Here is a 15460-nt window from a genome sequence, read left to right as displayed (position 1 = left end):
GACGCTGTCTCGCGCTCTGGGATATTTTGAACAAAAGAAGATGAGAGGCCGTTCGTGATGAGCCAACCGATGATCGAGATGATGTGGGTAGAGGGGGCGGATACGTCGCTTGGGTTGCCGGCGTATGAGACGACGTTGGCAGCCGGTGCTGATCTACGGGCCAACTTGCCAGACCGCGGTGCGCTGGTGCTTGAGCCTGGGGCGCGCGCGCTTGTTCCGACAGGGCTGTGCATGGCAATTCCAGCGGGTTTTGAGGTGCAGATCCGGCCGCGCAGTGGTTTGGCGCTTAAGCATGGGATTACGTTGCTAAACAGCCCCGGTACTATTGATGCGGATTACCGTGGTGAAGTAGGTATCATCGTGCTGAATACATCGTCTGAGCCTTTTGTGATTAGTCACGCTGATCGCATCGCGCAAATGGTTGTGGCGCCAGTTGTTCAGGGTGAATTCAAAGTGGAAAGCGCACTTGGGCAAACGGCGCGTGGTAGCGGTGGCTTTGGTTCGACGGGGCGCAGCTGATGTTAGTTGTTTTTTCAATGGCCGCGTTTTTGTGGGTGTTCGGCATGATCACCCAAACGCCAAAACAAGCACGCTGGATCATGATCGGTTTGTTGTTTGTTGCAGTTTTGGCGGTGCACATCATTTTGCCAAACGGTCACCCGCTGCGCGAGGGCACCGGTGGGGATGCGCGGCTTTGGATATTACTGGCGGCTTTCGTGGGGCTTGTTCTGGCTTACCGCCGTGGTTTGCTGTGGATCAGAGCTCGCACAAATCCCGTCAGTTTTGAAGTTCCCGAAACCGGTCAGTTATTTGCGGACGTAGAGTTGGAACGCGCCGCACGTCACATCGTGTTGCGAGAGATCGGTGGCGTTGGTCAGAAGTCCCTAAAAGAGGCGAAAGTTTTGGTGATTGGGGCTGGCGGCCTTGGGGCGCCTGCTTTGATGTATCTGGGCGCAGCGGGTGTTGGTACGCTCGGAATTATTGATGATGATATTGTCGAAAACACCAATCTACAGCGCCAAATCATACACAATGATGCGGCGATCGGCATGCCCAAAGTGTTCAGTGCTGAGGCGCGCTTAAAGGCACAAAACCCTTTTGTCACAGTGCGCCCGTATAACCGCCGCCTGACTGCTGATATGGCAGTGGACTTAATTGCGGACTACGATCTGGTGCTTGATGGCAGCGACAATTTTGACACCCGTTATTTAGTGAACGAGACATGCCAGAAGCTCGGTAAGCCGTTGATTGCCGCAGCGCTGACCCAATGGGAAGGGCAGATCAGCACGTATGTTCAGGGTGGGCCGTGTTACGCTTGCGTGTTCCCTAAAGCACCTGACAGTAAGCTTGCGCTAAGCTGCGCAGAAGCTGGCGTCGCGGGGCCTTTGCCCGGCGTTATCGGGGCGATGATGGCTGTTGAAGCGGTGAAAGAGATAACTGGCGCGGGCGAGGGGTTGTCGGGATCAATGCTGATCTACGATGCGCTTTATGCGCAAACGCGCCACATCAAAATTACACGCAACAAGAATTGTACCGTGTGCGGCAGCGCGACGTAGCGGCTTACATCGCGGTGCTTGCGTGCCTACATAAAACTAAAGCGTAGTTTACCGGAGAGATATGATGACCGCATTGACCACATGGACCGAACCTTTTGACATGCCGGCTTTCTCGAAGGTGCGCGATGACATGTTTGCGCCGGCTTTCGAGGCGGCATTGGCCGAGGCGCGTGCGGATGTGGCAGCAATTGCAGCTGACCCCGCACCTGCCACATTTGAAAACACGATTGAGGCGATGGCCCGCGTGGGAGAAGATCTCGATAAGGTTTTATCAATTTTCTACACAATTTCTGGCGCTGTCTCTAACGATACCCGAGAGGCGTTGAGCCGCGATTTCTCACCTGCTTTGGCAGATTACAGTTCTGAGATTTCTTTGAACGCGGACCTGTTTGCGCGGTACCAAGCGCTTTGGGATCAGCGCGCCGATCTAGATTTAACCGCCGAACAAGCCCGCGTTTTGGAGCTGAGCTACAAAAACTATGTGCGGGCAGGGGCGCTCTTGGAGGGGGACGACCGTGCGCGCTACGCAAAGATCAAATCACGCCTTGCCAGCCTTGGAACCGCGTTTGGTCAGAACCTTCTGTCTGATGAGCGGACTTGGTTTATGGAGCTTACCCAAGCTGATCTGAATGGCCTGCCGGAGTTTGCCGTCGATGCAATGCGCGCGGCGGGACAGGAAAAAGGCGTAGACGGCCCCGTTGTCACCCTTGCCCGCTCAATCATCACACCGTTTTTGCAGTTTTGTCCGAACCGTGATTTGCGCAAAGCGGCTTATGAAGCTTACGTGGCGCGCGGTGCAAATGGGGGCGAAACGGATAACCGCGCACTGGCAAATGAAATGCTTTCGTTGCGCCATGAACTGGCACAACTGTTGGGCTATAAAGACTATGCGGCCTACAAGCTGGAAGTTGAAATGGCGGGCGATGCTGATGCAGTTCGTTCGTTATTGATGGATGTGTGGGCCCCTGCACAGGCGGCGGCGGACGCAGATGCGATTGTTCTTGAGCAGGTGCTTATTGCAGATGGTCACGAAGGACCCATTCAGGCGTGGGACTGGCATTATTATGCAGAGGCTCGTCGCAAGGCAGAGCACGATTTGGATGAGGCTGAATTGAAGCCCTACCTACAGCTTGACCGTATGATCGAGGCTGCGTTTTCTTGTGCGTCCCGGCTTTTTGATCTGTCTTTTGAGCCTGTCGAGCTGGATTTGTATCATGAAGACTGTCGTGCGTGGAATGTGACGCGCAACGGTGAGCATATTGCGGTGTTCGTGGGGGATTATTTTGCGCGCGGGTCAAAGCGGTCTGGTGCGTGGTGCTCTGCGATGCGGGCGCAAAACCGGATGGATAAAGAAGTCCGCCCAGTTGTGTTAAACGTGTGTAATTTTGCCAAACCTTCCGGTGGACCTGCGCTTTTGTCTTATGATGACGCGCGCACGTTGTTTCATGAATTTGGACATGCGCTGCATCAGATGCTGTCAGATGTAACCTATGAAATGGTAAGTGGCACATCAGTGCCGCGCGATTTTGTGGAGCTACCAAGCCAACTCTACGAGCACTGGATGGAGGTGCCCGAAGTCTTTGAGACATTCGCTACCCACGCCATTACGGGGGCGGCGATGCCTGCGGATTTGCGGGAACGGCTTCTTGGGGCATCGACCTACAATATGGGATTCCAAACGGTTGAATACGTCGCTTCTGCGTTGGTTGATCTGGATTTCCACGACGGTCCACCACCTGCTGATGCGATGCAGGCCCAAGCGGAGACGCTTGACCGGATCGGGATGCCCGCCGCCATCCGCATGCGCCACGCCACGCCGCATTTCGCCCATGTGTTTTCAGGCGGCTACTACGCGGCCAGCTACTATAGTTACATGTGGTCCGAGGTTATGGACGCTGATGCGTTTGAAGCCTTTGAAGACGCGGGAAGCGCATTTGATAGCAAAACTGCCAAGGCTCTTGAGGAGCACATCTTATCAAAAGGAGGCAGTGTTGATCCGAAAGACTTGTATATTGCCTTCCGCGGCAGATTGCCTGGTGTGCAAGCCCTTCTTAAGGGGCGCGGACTGGCCGCCTAAAGACCGATGCGCGAGCGACCTATTGGTCCGCTTGCGCCTCAGCTTCTCTTGTAGCTGTATCGTCAGCGCCTTCGATTGAGGCTGTCTCTTCGCGCAGTGCGCCGTTGTCCCACTCACCGCTTGCTGTTTCGCCTGTGGCGTAGGTCATTGTGCCCGCGCCTTGGCGTTTGCCTTGAACGAACAGACCTTCATAGATGTCGCCGTTTGCGTAAGTGGCCTTGCCCTGACCGCTGATTTCGCCACGGGTCCATTCACCCTCATAGATAAAACCATCAGGCATGGTGATTTTGCCGGTGCCTGACCGCTGCCCTGCGCTGAACGTGCCCACATATACAGTGCCGTCTGCGTAGGTTGCGGTACCTTGCCCGTTGCGTTGCCCGTTTTCCCACGCGCCTTCATAGCGGTAGCCATCAGGGTACGTCATCACGCCTTGGCCATGGTTGCGCGCGTTTTTGAACCCGCCTTCGTAAATCAGGCCATTGGTGTAAGTGGCACGCCCTTCGCCAGAAATCACGCCTGCGTCCCACTCACCCGAATAGGTGTTGCCATCTGCGTAGATGATTTCGCCGGTGCCTTCGGCCAGACCACCCACGAATGAGCCTGTGTACACAGAGCCATCGGGATAGGTCACCACACCTTCGCCATCAATCTCGCCGCGGGTCCAGTTGCCCACGTATTTGTAGCCGTCCGTACTTGTGAACGTGCCTTGGCCGTGGCGTGCATCATTGTTGAACGCGCCCACGTAGATATCGCCGTTTGCGTACGTTACGGTGCCTTGCCCCTGACGCTGGCCGGCTACGAAAGTGCCTTCGTAAACGTCACCGTTGATTTGGGTCAGCTTACCGTCGCCTTCCATCTGGTCGTTGACCCATGTGCCCTCAAACACAAGCCCATCTGCGGTCTCGAGCGTCCCGGGGCCAGCGCGCTTACCATCTGCCATCTCGCCTTCGAATACAGAACCATCGGGGTAGGTGATTTTGGCAGAGCCGGATTTAATCCCGTCGATCCACTCGCCTTCATAGATGTAGCCGGAGGGGTCTTGCATCTTGCCGATGCCGTCGTGCCGCCCGTTTGTGACACCGCCTTCATACACAACACCGCCATCGTATAGAATGAGGCCAGTGCCGGTCATCATACCTGCTGCCCAATCCCCCTCATAGGTGCCGCCATCGGTGAAAGTGATCTTGCCAAAACCGTTGGGTTGGCCGTTCTGAAACTCACCCACATAAAGTGAGCCATTGGGAAAGCGTGCTGTACCTTGGCCGCTGATCGTGCCGTTAACCCACTCGCCTTCGTACTCATATCCGTTAGGCAAAGTGTAGCGGCCCATGCCATGTTGCTTGCCGTCTTTGAAAGTTCCCTCGTAGACACCGCCATTTTCATACTGCTTTGTCTGTGTGCTTTGTGCGGCCACGGGTGCTGCGGCCAAAGAGGTGGCGGCCAAAAGGGCCGCAAGGACGGATGCGGTATTGCGCTGCACGGTAGTTCCCCCGAAAGTCTAGGCAGGGCCATTGATGCCCCTTGGCGAAAGCCTAAATCAGCAACGAGCAATGAACAACGACTTTTGCGCATCGCAAATTGGCAGGCCTTTCGCTTGGGGCTACATCTGCTAAAGCAAAGCGTGGTTTTCGAAAAAGGGACGGCAATGTCTGATCTGGTCGGTCAAAAAGGGTCGCGTACACGCGCCGAGGATAACTTTCGGCTGACAATGGCGCAGCTAAACCCAACGGTTGGGGATTTGGCGGGCAATGCGCAGCTTGCCTTTGATGCGTGGCAAGAAGCGCGTGAGGCAGGTGCAGACCTGATCATGTTTCCCGAGATGTTTATCACCGGTTATCAGGTGCAAGACTTGGTTCTAAAGCCTCAGTTTGTGCGTGATGCGATGGCCCAGATCGAGGCGTTGGCCGCGCGTGTTAAGCACGGACCAGCGATGGCAATTGGCGGGCCACAAAGCAAAGACGGTCAGTTGTTTAACGCGTACTATCTGCTGGATGGCGGCGAGATCACATCCGTGGGTCACAAGCATGAGCTGCCAAACTTCAACGTCTTTGACGAGGTCCGCCACTACGCATCTGCGCCGCTTCAGGGACCGATGTCTGTGCGCGGTGTTCGTATCGGCTTTCCGATTTGCGAAGATGCGTGGCACGAAGATGTGGCTGAGGCGATGGAAGAAAGCGGCGCCGAGATGCTGTTTGTTCCGAACGGGTCGCCCTATTTTCGCGGTAAGTTTGATGTCCGGATGAGCCACATGGTGGCCCGTGTCGTCGAGACAGGTTTGCCGCTGGTGTACCTCAATATGGTTGGTGGACAGGACGATCAGATCTTTGATGGTGGCTCATTTGTGTTGAACAAAGGCGGCGCACTTGCCCTTCAGATGCCCCTTTTTGATCAAGCGCTTAGTCACATTGATTTCACGCGCACCGCAGATGGGTGGCGTGCCGTGGAGGGGGAGATAACCCCGCAACCTTGCACAGAGGAACAAGATTACCGCGCCATGGTTGAGGGTCTGCGGGATTACATGGGCAAAACCGGATTTTCCAAAGTACTGCTTGGTTTGTCGGGTGGCATTGATAGTGCGATTGTGGCGACCATCGCGGCGGATGCGCTTGGCCCTGAGAACGTGCGTTGCGTGATGTTGCCGTCAGAATATACCAGCCGCGAAAGTCTTGATGATGCCGGTGAAGTTGCAAACCTGCTTGGATGTAAGCTCGATGAGGTCAGCATTGCAGGCCCGCGCGCGGCAGTGACCGAAGCCCTTGCACCGCTTTTTGCAGGACTTGATGAGGGACTGACCGAAGAGAATATTCAGTCACGCTTGCGGGGGCTTTTGTTGATGGCCCAGTCGAACAAATTTGGCGAGATGCTTTTGACAACGGGCAACAAATCCGAAGTCGCCGTTGGCTATGCGACCATCTATGGTGATATGTCGGGTGGTTATAACCCCATCAAAGATATGTACAAAACCCGCGTGTTTGAGACGTGCCGTTGGCGCAATGCAAACCACCGCCCTTGGATGATGGCCCCTGAAGGCACTGTTATTCCGCCACGTGTGATCAACAAGCCGCCGACAGCAGAGTTGCGTCCAGATCAAAAAGACAGCGACAGCTTGCCCGAGTATGAAGTTCTTGATGCGATCCTTGAAATGCTCATCGATGAGGAGCGGTCGGTTGCTGAATGTGTCGCTGCGGGCTTTGACCGCGATGTGGTCAAGCGCGTCGAGCATTTGGTTTATATCAGTGAGTATAAACGCTTTCAGGCTGCGCCGGGACCAAGGCTGAGCCAAAAAGCGTTTTGGCTTGATCGCCGCTATCCGATTGTGAACCGTTGGCGCGATGGTAGCTGATGCGCTGTGCCCCCGCTTAAGGCCTGATTGGTCCCCGACAGACGGGGCCGTTGGTGCGCTGGCCGAAGTGGGGTATTTCGCAACGCATCCCGTGGGTGTCGCCGCATTAGTCCTTGCTGCGTTGTCGCTGTTATGGCCGATACCTTTGGTGCGGTATGCTGCATTGGTGGTGGTGTCTTTTGCTTTGCTAGGTGAGGTTGAGACCCTCTTTGCAAATGTCACCGTCGCAGGGCAGCTTTATTCTGAGGGGTGTCGCGGCGCACCTTGGGCAACTGGGGCGCTATTGATAGCTTTGCTTGGTGCCGTGGCATGGCGAAAACTAGACAAGCGCCCAAGGGTGTGAGACATCCCGCGCGAACAGGAGAATTTCCGATGACCACGACTCGTTTTGCCCCTTCGCCCACTGGCTTTTTGCATATTGGTAACCTGCGCACAGCGCTTTTTAATTATCTGATTGCGCGCAAGAACAACGGCTCTTTCATTCTGCGGATTGATGACACCGATCCAGAGCGCTCAAAGCAAGAGTATGTGGATGCGATTCAGCAAGATCTGGAGTGGCTTGGCATCACATGGGACCGGATGGAGCGTCAGTCAGACCGCCTTGACCGCTATGCAGCGGAGGCAGACAAGCTGCGCGGCATTGGCCGGTTTTACGAGTGTTTCGAAACGCCTACCGAGCTTGATTTGAAGCGTAAAAAGCAACTCAACATGGGCAAACCACCGGTTTATGACCGTGCGGGTCTTTCGTTGAGTGACGCTGAGAAAGACGCGTTGCGCGCTGAGCGTTCTGGCCACTGGCGCTTTTTGCTCGACCAGTCGCGAATTGAGTGGACCGATGGTATCTTGGGCGACATCAGCATTGATGCGGCATCCGTAAGTGATCCGGTTCTGATCCGCGGTGACGGTCAGGTGCTTTACACTTTGGCGTCGGTTGTGGACGACACCGACATGGGCGTGACCCATGTTGTGCGCGGCTCTGATCACGTGACCAACACTGCGACCCAGATCCAGATGATCGAAGCAATCGGTGGTACTGTTCCAACTTTTGCGCACCACTCTCTTTTGACCGGACCGCAGGGCGAGGCGCTTTCAAAGCGTCTTGGCACACTTGCGTTGCGCGATCTTCGTGAACGCGGTGTCGAACCAATGGCGTTGTTGTCGCTTTTGGCGCGCATCGGCTCGTCCGATCCGGTTGAGCTGCGCGGCTCAATTGATGAATTGGTTGAAGGCTTTGACATCACCAAGTTTGGCTCTGCACCGACAAAATTTGATGAGAATGATCTGTTCCCGCTGACTGCGAATGTGCTGCAAGGCCTGCCTGCTGACGCCGTGACGAATGATCTGAACGGGTTGGGTGTGCCGGCAGAGCTTCAGGCGCAGTTCTGGGCGGTTGCGAAGGATAATATCACCGTAAAGGCAGATTTGGCCCAGTGGTGGACGCTTTGTTCCGAGGGTGCAGACCCTGTTATTGACGACGAAGATGCTGAGTTTGTTGCCCAAGCGATGGCATTGTTGCCAGACGCTCCATTTGACGCCGAGACATGGGGTCAGTGGACATCAGCTGTAAAAGCCGAAACTGGTCGGAAGGGGCGCGGGTTGTTTATGCCATTGCGCAAAGCGCTAACCGGCATGCAGCACGGCCCTGATATGTCTGCGCTTTTGCCCCTGTTGCAAGTCATTCGCGCGAAATCCTAAAGCAGGTATAGCGGGGCGCAAGACCGCCCCGCACCTTTGCCCTAATTTCCTCTACGCAGGATGCCGGCGGGGCGTGCCTTCAGCGGCCCCCAAGCATACCCCAGGAACGCCAGCATCGTGGCTGCAACACCGCCAATGATAATGGCCAACGCATTTCCCCAGACAATCGCAAAGCTGGTTTCCATCACAAACTTGCTGACGGCCCATGCAAAAGTCAGCCCTGCAACCAGCGCAATTGTGCCCGCGGCCGCTCCCAAAAGCCCTGCTCGTAATGCAAAACTTTGCAGGATAACGCCTTTTGATGCACCGAGTGTTTTGAGGACTGCCGCCTCAAACGTGCGCGCATCAACACCTGCTGCTGCGGCTCCGATCAAGACCAAAAAGCCTTTAATCAATGTGGCTGATGCCCCTAGGGATGTGGCCGCAGCAAGGCTTGCCAAAAGCTCTCCCACACGTGCAATCGCGTCGGCGACCCTGATCGCGGTGATGTTGGGGAATGTTCCTGCGAGGTCACGCAAAATTTCGGCCTCGGCCTCGGGTGTTGCGTAAACTGTTGCGATGTGGCTGTGCGGTGCGCCCTGCAGTGCAGCAGGGTTCATGGTCAGGATGAAGCCAATCCCTGCGGTCGAAAAGTCCACCTCCCGAAACGATGTGATCGTGCCCGTGATATCACGCCCCAGGATGTTGATCGTCATCGTATCCCCAAGGACAAGACCCATCTCTTCGGCTTCTTCGGCGGCAAAGCTAATTTGCGGTGCGCCTGTATAATCTGCGGGCCACCAACTGCCTTGCGTGATTGTCACCCCGTCTGCCGCTGTTGGTGCGTATGTGACGCCGCGGTCACCTTGTATTACCCAATGATCACCTGCGACCTCTTTTGCGGGGCGGTCATTTATCTTGCTGATGACTCCGCGCAACATTGGCGCAGTATCCACCCGAGACACTGCAGGGTCACCCGTCAGCCGCGCGTTAAAGCCGTTGAGTTGGTCAGACTGAATATCTACAAAGAAGTAGCTGGGGGCGACGTCTGGCAAATCTCGCGCGATTGCGCCGCGCAGGTTGCCGTCAATTTGCCCAACAGCGGCAAGCACGGAAAGGCCAAGACCCAGTGACAAAATAGCTGAGCTTGCCTGTTCACGTGGCCCGCCAATGGCACCAAGCGCAAGGCGTAAGGCAGGCCGCCCGCGCAACGCGCGCATTTTGGTTGCGGCTGCCGCCAACGCTCGCAGTCCGCGCGCGGCTAAAGCAAGCACACCCAGTACAGCGATAATGCCCCCCGCGGTCCAAAGGGTTAGGAACGCCGTGCCCGAAAATGCGATGGCGCTAAGCACCAACGCGGCGACCAACCCCGCAGTCAGAAACAGGTATCTTTTGCGTGGCAGTGCGTTGTCGTGTCCTAATGCGTCCCGAAATAGCGTGGCTGCGCGAATATTTTCCGTGCGCGCAAGTGGCCAAAGCGTGAAGATTGCAGCGGCAAACGCGCCATATATGGCAGCTTCGATGAGTGGTTTGGGGTGAATTGCAAACTCGGCGGGAACCGGCAGGCGGGCTTCAATGATGGGTGCGAGGGCAAGTGGAAGTGCCGCGCCAAGCACAAGCCCGATAGCTATGCCCAAGATCGTCAACAGGCTGATTTGAATGGCGTAAGTGGCAAAGATGGTTGAGCGTGATGCGCCCAATGTTTTGAGCGTCGCGATTACGGATGTTTTCCGCTCGAGGTAGCTGCGCACCGCTGCGCTGACACCCACGCCCCCGACCGCCAAACCAGATAGCCCGACAAGCACCAAAAAGGCACCAAGCCGGTCAACAAACTGCTGAACGCCTGGCGCGCCGTTGCGCGCATCGGTCCAGCGTAGCCCTGAATTAGCAAAGCGTTGCTCGGCGTCACGCTCAAGGGCGGCAAGTTCGGTGCCTTCTGGCAACAGCATGCGGTATTTCGTGTCGAACAAAGTGCCGGTTTGTAGCAGGCCCGCGTTTGCCAGACTTTCAGTGCGCACCAATGTACGCGGGCCCAAGCCGAAACCACCACCGGCACTGTCAGGCTCGCGTTGCAAAATAGCTGAAAGGCGGAATGTGCCGGTACCAATGTTGAAGCTGTCGCCGATTATCAGCCCAAGGCGGTCAGCCAAGACACGCTCCATCACCGCACCATTTGCGGCAATGGCCTGATCAAGCGGCATCTCAGGGGATAACTTAACCTCGCCCACAAGGGGGTAGGCTGCATCGACTGATTTGACTTGGGTTAATGCCCGCTCTGGTGGCGCATCGCTCCCCGATGGCACCACAATCATAGATCTAAAATCAGTAATCTCGGACACTTGAACGGCTTGGCTTTGCATCCATGCGCGCTCGTCTTCCGTGGCGAAGCGGTAGGTGAGTTGCAGTTCTGCGTCGCCCCCAAGCAGTGCTGCCCCGTCCCGTTCTAAGCCTTTGAGGATGGCTGTGCGGGTGCTGCCCACGGCGGCAATCGCGGCGATGCCGAGCGCAAGGCAGGCCAGAAAAATACCAAAGCCGCGCAAGCCATTGCGCAGTTCACGTGTTGCAAAAATCCATGCAGTTTTCATTGGTCCAACCGTCCGTCACGCAATCGGATCACGCGGTCACAGCGGTTTGCCAATTCAGGCGAATGGGTGACCATGATGAGGGTCGCACCGTGACGGTCGCGCAAATCAAACAGAAGGTCCATGACGGCCTCACCGTTGGTGCCATCAAGATTGCCCGTCGGCTCGTCCGCCAGCAAAATCTCCGGACGCGGCGCGAGAGCACGTGCAAGGGCCACGCGCTGTTGCTCGCCCCCCGACATCTGATTGGGATAATGATCCGCCCGCGCCCCAAGGCCGACTGCTTCCAGTTCCGTTTGGGCGCGGTCAAAGGCATCGCTTGCACCAGCTAACTCAAGCGGAACGGCCACGTTTTCAAGCGCCGTCATGGTCGGGATAAGGTGAAAAGACTGAAACACTACGCCCATGTGGTGCCGTCGAAACGCGGCAAGTGCGTCTTCGTCCAAATTGGTGAGGTCTTGGTTAACTGCGCTGATCGTGCCGCCAGTTGCTTGCTCGAGCCCACCCATTACCATGAGAAGTGATGATTTTCCCGAACCCGATGGGCCGATCAGCGCCAATGTCTCGCCTTTTGTCACGTCAAGACTGATGCCGTGCAAGATATCCACCATCCCCGCATTGCCATTTAGCGAAAGGTGCACATCTTTGAGGGACAGGATCGGGTTAGACATTGAGGGGCCTTTCATGGGGATCACAACTGGATATGGGGCGGTATTGCTGCTGCGCAACCTGATGATGACAATTGTTGCGATCTTGGGTCTGGGCCTTGGCATGGGGCACAGTGCTGCGCGTGCCGAAAGTACCGTGGTGATCTTTGGTGACAGCCTTGTTCAAGGCTATGGGTTGCCTGTTGAGCAGGGCCTTGTGCCACAATTAGACAGCTGGCTGCAGGCAAACGGGACCGAGGTAACGCTTGTGAATGCGGGGGTCTCTGGTGATACGACCCAAGGTGGTGCGGCGCGCATCGCTTGGACGTTGAGTGAGCAGGTTGATGCCATTGTGATTGCCCTTGGCGGCAACGACATGCTGCGCGGCATTGATCCAAGTGTTGTGCGGCAGAATGTGGAAACCATTGTCCAGCAGGCTGCGAACTCCGGTGCGGCTGTGTTGGTGGTGGGGATTGAAGCGCCATTAAATTACGGACCTGATTATAAGGCCGCGTTTGATCCAATTTTCGCAGACATCGCAGCGCGTTTCGGGGCGGATTATCACCCCGGCTTTTTCACGGCGTTTGAGGGGGACGTGCTGCCGTTCATGCAGGCCGATGCAATCCATCCGAACGCAGAGGGTGTCACGCAAATTGTAAAGGTTGTCGGGCCGTCGGTGGCGGCGCTGATCGATGGCGACTAGACGGGCAAGCCTTAGGCGCATAGGCTTTTTGAGTATTGTAAATAAGGAGTAACGAGTATGAGTGTTGCAAGAGTAACCGAAGTCATCGCAAGTTCGAAAAAGTCATTTGATGATGCAATAGAAACCGGCGTTGAGCGTGCAGCGAAAACGCTGAAGAACGTAACGGGCGCGTGGGTGCAGGATCAAAAAGTAACTGTTTCAGACGGTAAAATCGATGAATACCGTGTTGTTTTGAAAGTTACTTTCGTTCTGGAAGACTGATTTTCTGACAGTTGAACGACTTGAAGGTCCGTTGTCATGCGGCTGGTAGCCTTTTTTGCGGTTTGGGTCTTGGCGGGTGGAAAAATCGTTCCATGTTACGGGTCAACACCGGAGGAGCCGCAATATGAATTCTATGCACAACATCGATGAACAAACCCGCCAAGCCCGCGTCTACGCACAAGCTATGGAAAGCCTTCAGGCGCATAACCGCGTGTACCGCCCAAGTGCGACGGTCGCAGATATGCGCGCAAATCAGACACCTGATGGGGGCACACCTTTGTTGGATTGGGCGGGTGGTCTTTCAGCGAAATTCTGTATCGCTTTTGCGTTTATTACACCGTGCTACATGTTTTGGAGCCAAGTCCTGAACTAATAATGGGACGGTTAGATCTAGACATAAAAAAAAGGCGCCACATCCAATTGGATGGGCGCCTTTTCCATTATAAGTACAATGACTTACGCGAGGGCGATGTTGATCGCGCTCTCACGGCCATCACGGCCGCTTTCGATGTCGAATGTTACTTTTTGGTTGTCAGCAAGACCAGTGAGGCCTGAACGCTCAACAGCAGAGATGTGAACGAAAACGTCCTTGCTGCCGCCATCGGGTGCAACAAAGCCGTAGCCTTTAGTAGTGTTAAACCATTTCACGGTGCCAGTAGCCATATCCGTGTCTCCTTTTAAATTCGTGCCCGCGAAATTGCAGCACGTCGGCTTAGTCAGGGATCGAAAGACTGTAGCCGGTAAGGGAAGACAGGGATCGAGTGCATAACGTAGCTAAACCCCATATGGGGTGACGACCCTCATAAAGCAAGGGAAATCGGGGAAAGCATTTTGATCAGCAATTCGCGGCTGATCTGGCTACGATATGTGGTGTTTGGGATACGCCGAGCCGCTATTTGGCCAAGCGTATCCTTAATGTATCGTCGCGCTAAACAGGATTTTAGCGTGCGAATTTCTTGTATTTGACGCGCTTTGGTTCCAAGGCATCGGGTCCAAGGCGGCGTTTTTTGTCTTCTTCGTATTCGGTGAAGCCACCCTCAAACCACTCGATATGCGCTTCGCCTTCGAATGCCAAAATGTGGGTGCAAATCCGATCAAGGAAGAAGCGATCGTGTGAAATGACCACAGCGCACCCAGCAAAGTCGACCAACGCATCTTCAAGGGCGCGAAGCGTTTCAACATCAAGGTCGTTCGTCGGTTCGTCGAGCAGCAGGACATTGCCACCGGCGCGCAGCAGCTTGGCCATGTGAACGCGGTTGCGCTCACCACCTGATAGAACGCCGACTTTTTTCTGCTGGTCGCCGCCTTTGAAGTTGAACGACGAACAATACGCGCGGCTGTTCACTTCAGCGTCACCCAGCATGATGATATCATTGCCGTCGCTAATTACTTCCCAGACGGTTTTATCGTCGGGCAGTGCGTCACGTGACTGATCCACATAGCTAAGGTCAACTGTGTCGCCGTAGCTGACTGATCCCGCATCTGGTTGTTCATCGCCCGTGAGCATTTTGAACAATGTAGATTTACCCGCACCGTTCGGCCCGATGACGCCCACAATACCACCCGGAGGCAGCGAGAAGGACAAATCTTCGATCAGAAGTTTATCGCCATAGGCTTTTGTGAGGTTGTCGATCTCGATGACTTTGTCACCAAGTCGGGGACCGTTTGGAATAATGATCTGTGCGCGGCCGACTTTTTCGCGCTCTGATTGATTGGCCATCTCGTTGTAAGCCGCAATCCGCGCTTTTGATTTGGCTTGGCGCGCTTTGGCGCCTTGTCGCATCCACTCAAGTTCACGCTCGAGGGTCTTTTGCTTGGATTTGTCGTCTTTCGCTTCACGCTCCATGCGCTTGGCTTTGGCTTCCAGCCATGACGAATAGTTACCCTCATGTGGGATGCCTGAGCCGCGGTCCAGTTCCAGAATCCATCCGGTGATTGCATCAAGGAAATAACGGTCGTGGGTAACAATCAGGATGGTGCCTTTGTAATCGATCAGGTGCTGTTGCAGCCATGCGATTGTTTCGGCGTCAAGGTGGTTGGTCGGTTCGTCGAGCAGCAGCATGTCAGGCGCATCGAGCAAAAGCTGACACAGGGCCACGCGGCGCTTTTCACCGCCCGATAGGGTTGTGACGTCTGCATCATCCGCAGGGCAGCGCAGTGCCTCCATCGACACGTCGATTTGCGCATCGAGGTCCCACAGGTTCTGGCTGTCGATCTCGTCTTGTAGCTGCGCCATTTCTTCGGCGGTCTCATCGGAGTAGTTCATCGCCAATTCGTTATAGCGATCCAGAATGTCTTTCTTTGCCTTCACGCCCAGCATCACGTTGCCGCGCACATCAAGGCTTGGGTCCAAATCAGGCTCTTGGGGGAGGTAGCCGACGCGTGCGCCTTCTGCCGCCCATGCTTCACCGGTGAATTCTTTGTCCTGACCGGCCATGATGCGCATCAAGGTGGATTTACCTGTGCCGTTCACACCGACTACACCAATTTTCACACCGGGCAGGAAGTTCAGGCGGATGTTCTCAAACACCTTTTTGCCGCCAGGGTATTGTTTGGACACGCCGTCCATGAAGTAGACGAATTGATTGGCAGCCATCTGTTACATCTCCGAGTAAAA

14 protein-coding genes are annotated in these 15460 nt (G+C 55.4%); 9 read left to right on the top strand and 5 right to left on the bottom strand.

Features of this window, described 5'->3' with window-relative positions; translation table 11 throughout:
* Positions 1-57 precede the first annotated feature (57 nt).
* The 3 genes from dut to OLX08_RS05765 all read left to right on the top strand — a co-directional run bounded on the left by dut (position 58) and on the right by OLX08_RS05765 (position 3633).
* Positions 58-519, top strand: a complete 462-nt coding sequence (gene dut / locus OLX08_RS05775; RefSeq protein ID WP_391483094.1) for a dUTP diphosphatase — start codon at positions 58-60, stop codon at positions 517-519.
* On the top strand, positions 519-1556 hold the full coding sequence (locus OLX08_RS05770) for a HesA/MoeB/ThiF family protein (protein WP_391483093.1): 1038 nt from the start codon (positions 519-521) through the stop codon (positions 1554-1556). The genes dut and OLX08_RS05770 overlap by 1 nt, the downstream gene beginning before the upstream one ends.
* A gap of 64 nt (positions 1557-1620) precedes the next feature.
* Positions 1621-3633, top strand: coding sequence for a M3 family metallopeptidase (locus OLX08_RS05765; RefSeq protein ID WP_391483091.1), 2013 nt, complete (start codon positions 1621-1623; stop codon positions 3631-3633).
* 19 nt (positions 3634-3652) lie between these two features.
* Here OLX08_RS05765 and OLX08_RS05760 read toward each other — a convergent pair whose 3' ends face one another.
* Positions 3653-5113 carry an MORN repeat-containing protein gene (locus OLX08_RS05760; RefSeq protein WP_391483090.1) on the bottom strand — a complete coding sequence of 487 codons (1461 nt, stop codon included), beginning with the start codon at positions 5111-5113 and terminating at the stop codon, positions 3653-3655.
* Between the two features lie 165 nt (positions 5114-5278).
* Here OLX08_RS05760 and OLX08_RS05755 point away from each other — a divergent pair, with 165 nt between their 5' ends.
* Genes OLX08_RS05755 through gltX form a run of 3 tightly spaced genes read left to right on the top strand, consistent with a single transcriptional unit; the run spans position 5279 to position 8671 of the window.
* Entirely contained in the window at positions 5279-6976 is a 1698-nt protein-coding gene (locus OLX08_RS05755) for an NAD+ synthase (protein ID WP_391483088.1), read from the top strand.
* A complete protein-coding gene (locus tag OLX08_RS05750) occupies positions 6966-7319 on the top strand; it encodes a hypothetical protein (RefSeq protein WP_391483086.1) in 354 nt (117 codons plus the stop codon). The genes OLX08_RS05755 and OLX08_RS05750 overlap by 11 nt, the downstream gene beginning before the upstream one ends.
* A 29-nt stretch (positions 7320-7348) precedes the next feature.
* Positions 7349-8671 (top strand): glutamate--tRNA ligase, encoded by a 1323-nt coding sequence (gltX, locus tag OLX08_RS05745; RefSeq protein WP_391483084.1) that lies wholly within the window; start codon positions 7349-7351, stop codon positions 8669-8671.
* A gap of 41 nt (positions 8672-8712) precedes the next feature.
* Here the strand turns inward: gltX and OLX08_RS05740 are convergent, their stop codons facing one another.
* Both OLX08_RS05740 and OLX08_RS05735 read right to left on the bottom strand, forming a co-directional pair.
* Positions 8713-11235: an ABC transporter permease gene (locus tag OLX08_RS05740; protein ID WP_391483082.1), complete on the bottom strand. Its 2523-nt coding sequence runs from the start codon at positions 11233-11235 to the stop codon at positions 8713-8715.
* Positions 11232-11903 (bottom strand): ABC transporter ATP-binding protein, encoded by a 672-nt coding sequence (locus OLX08_RS05735; RefSeq protein ID WP_391483081.1) that lies wholly within the window; start codon positions 11901-11903, stop codon positions 11232-11234. Before OLX08_RS05735 ends, OLX08_RS05740 begins: the two co-directional genes overlap by 4 nt.
* Positions 11904-11916: 13 nt before the next feature.
* On the opposite strand from OLX08_RS05735, the gene OLX08_RS05730 reads away from it, so the two are divergent.
* The 3 genes from OLX08_RS05730 (at position 11917) to OLX08_RS05720 (ending at position 13216) form a co-directional block, all read left to right on the top strand.
* A complete protein-coding gene (locus OLX08_RS05730) occupies positions 11917-12582 on the top strand; it encodes an arylesterase (RefSeq protein ID WP_391483079.1) in 666 nt (221 codons plus the stop codon).
* Positions 12583-12639: 57 nt separating this feature from the next.
* Positions 12640-12843 (top strand): dodecin family protein, encoded by a 204-nt coding sequence (locus OLX08_RS05725; protein ID WP_048598957.1) that lies wholly within the window; start codon positions 12640-12642, stop codon positions 12841-12843.
* A 124-nt stretch (positions 12844-12967) separates the two neighbouring features.
* Positions 12968-13216 (top strand): hypothetical protein, encoded by a 249-nt coding sequence (locus OLX08_RS05720; RefSeq protein WP_341246979.1) that lies wholly within the window; start codon positions 12968-12970, stop codon positions 13214-13216.
* Positions 13217-13299: 83 nt separating this feature from the next.
* Here OLX08_RS05720 and OLX08_RS05715 read toward each other — a convergent pair whose 3' ends face one another.
* Positions 13300-13506 (bottom strand): cold-shock protein, encoded by a 207-nt coding sequence (locus OLX08_RS05715; RefSeq protein WP_048598959.1) that lies wholly within the window; start codon positions 13504-13506, stop codon positions 13300-13302.
* 277 nt (positions 13507-13783) lie between these two features.
* On the bottom strand, positions 13784-15439 hold the full coding sequence (gene ettA / locus OLX08_RS05710; RefSeq protein ID WP_334067245.1) for an energy-dependent translational throttle protein EttA: 1656 nt from the start codon (positions 15437-15439) through the stop codon (positions 13784-13786).
* Positions 15440-15460 lie beyond the last annotated feature (21 nt).

The sequence above is a fragment of the Nereida ignava genome, assembly GCF_047114695.1.
In the GTDB taxonomy this organism is placed as follows: domain Bacteria; phylum Pseudomonadota; class Alphaproteobacteria; order Rhodobacterales; family Rhodobacteraceae; genus Nereida; species Nereida ignava.
The sequence above is the reverse complement of the archived record's forward strand: the minus strand, read 5'-3'. Positions and strand labels throughout refer to the sequence as shown.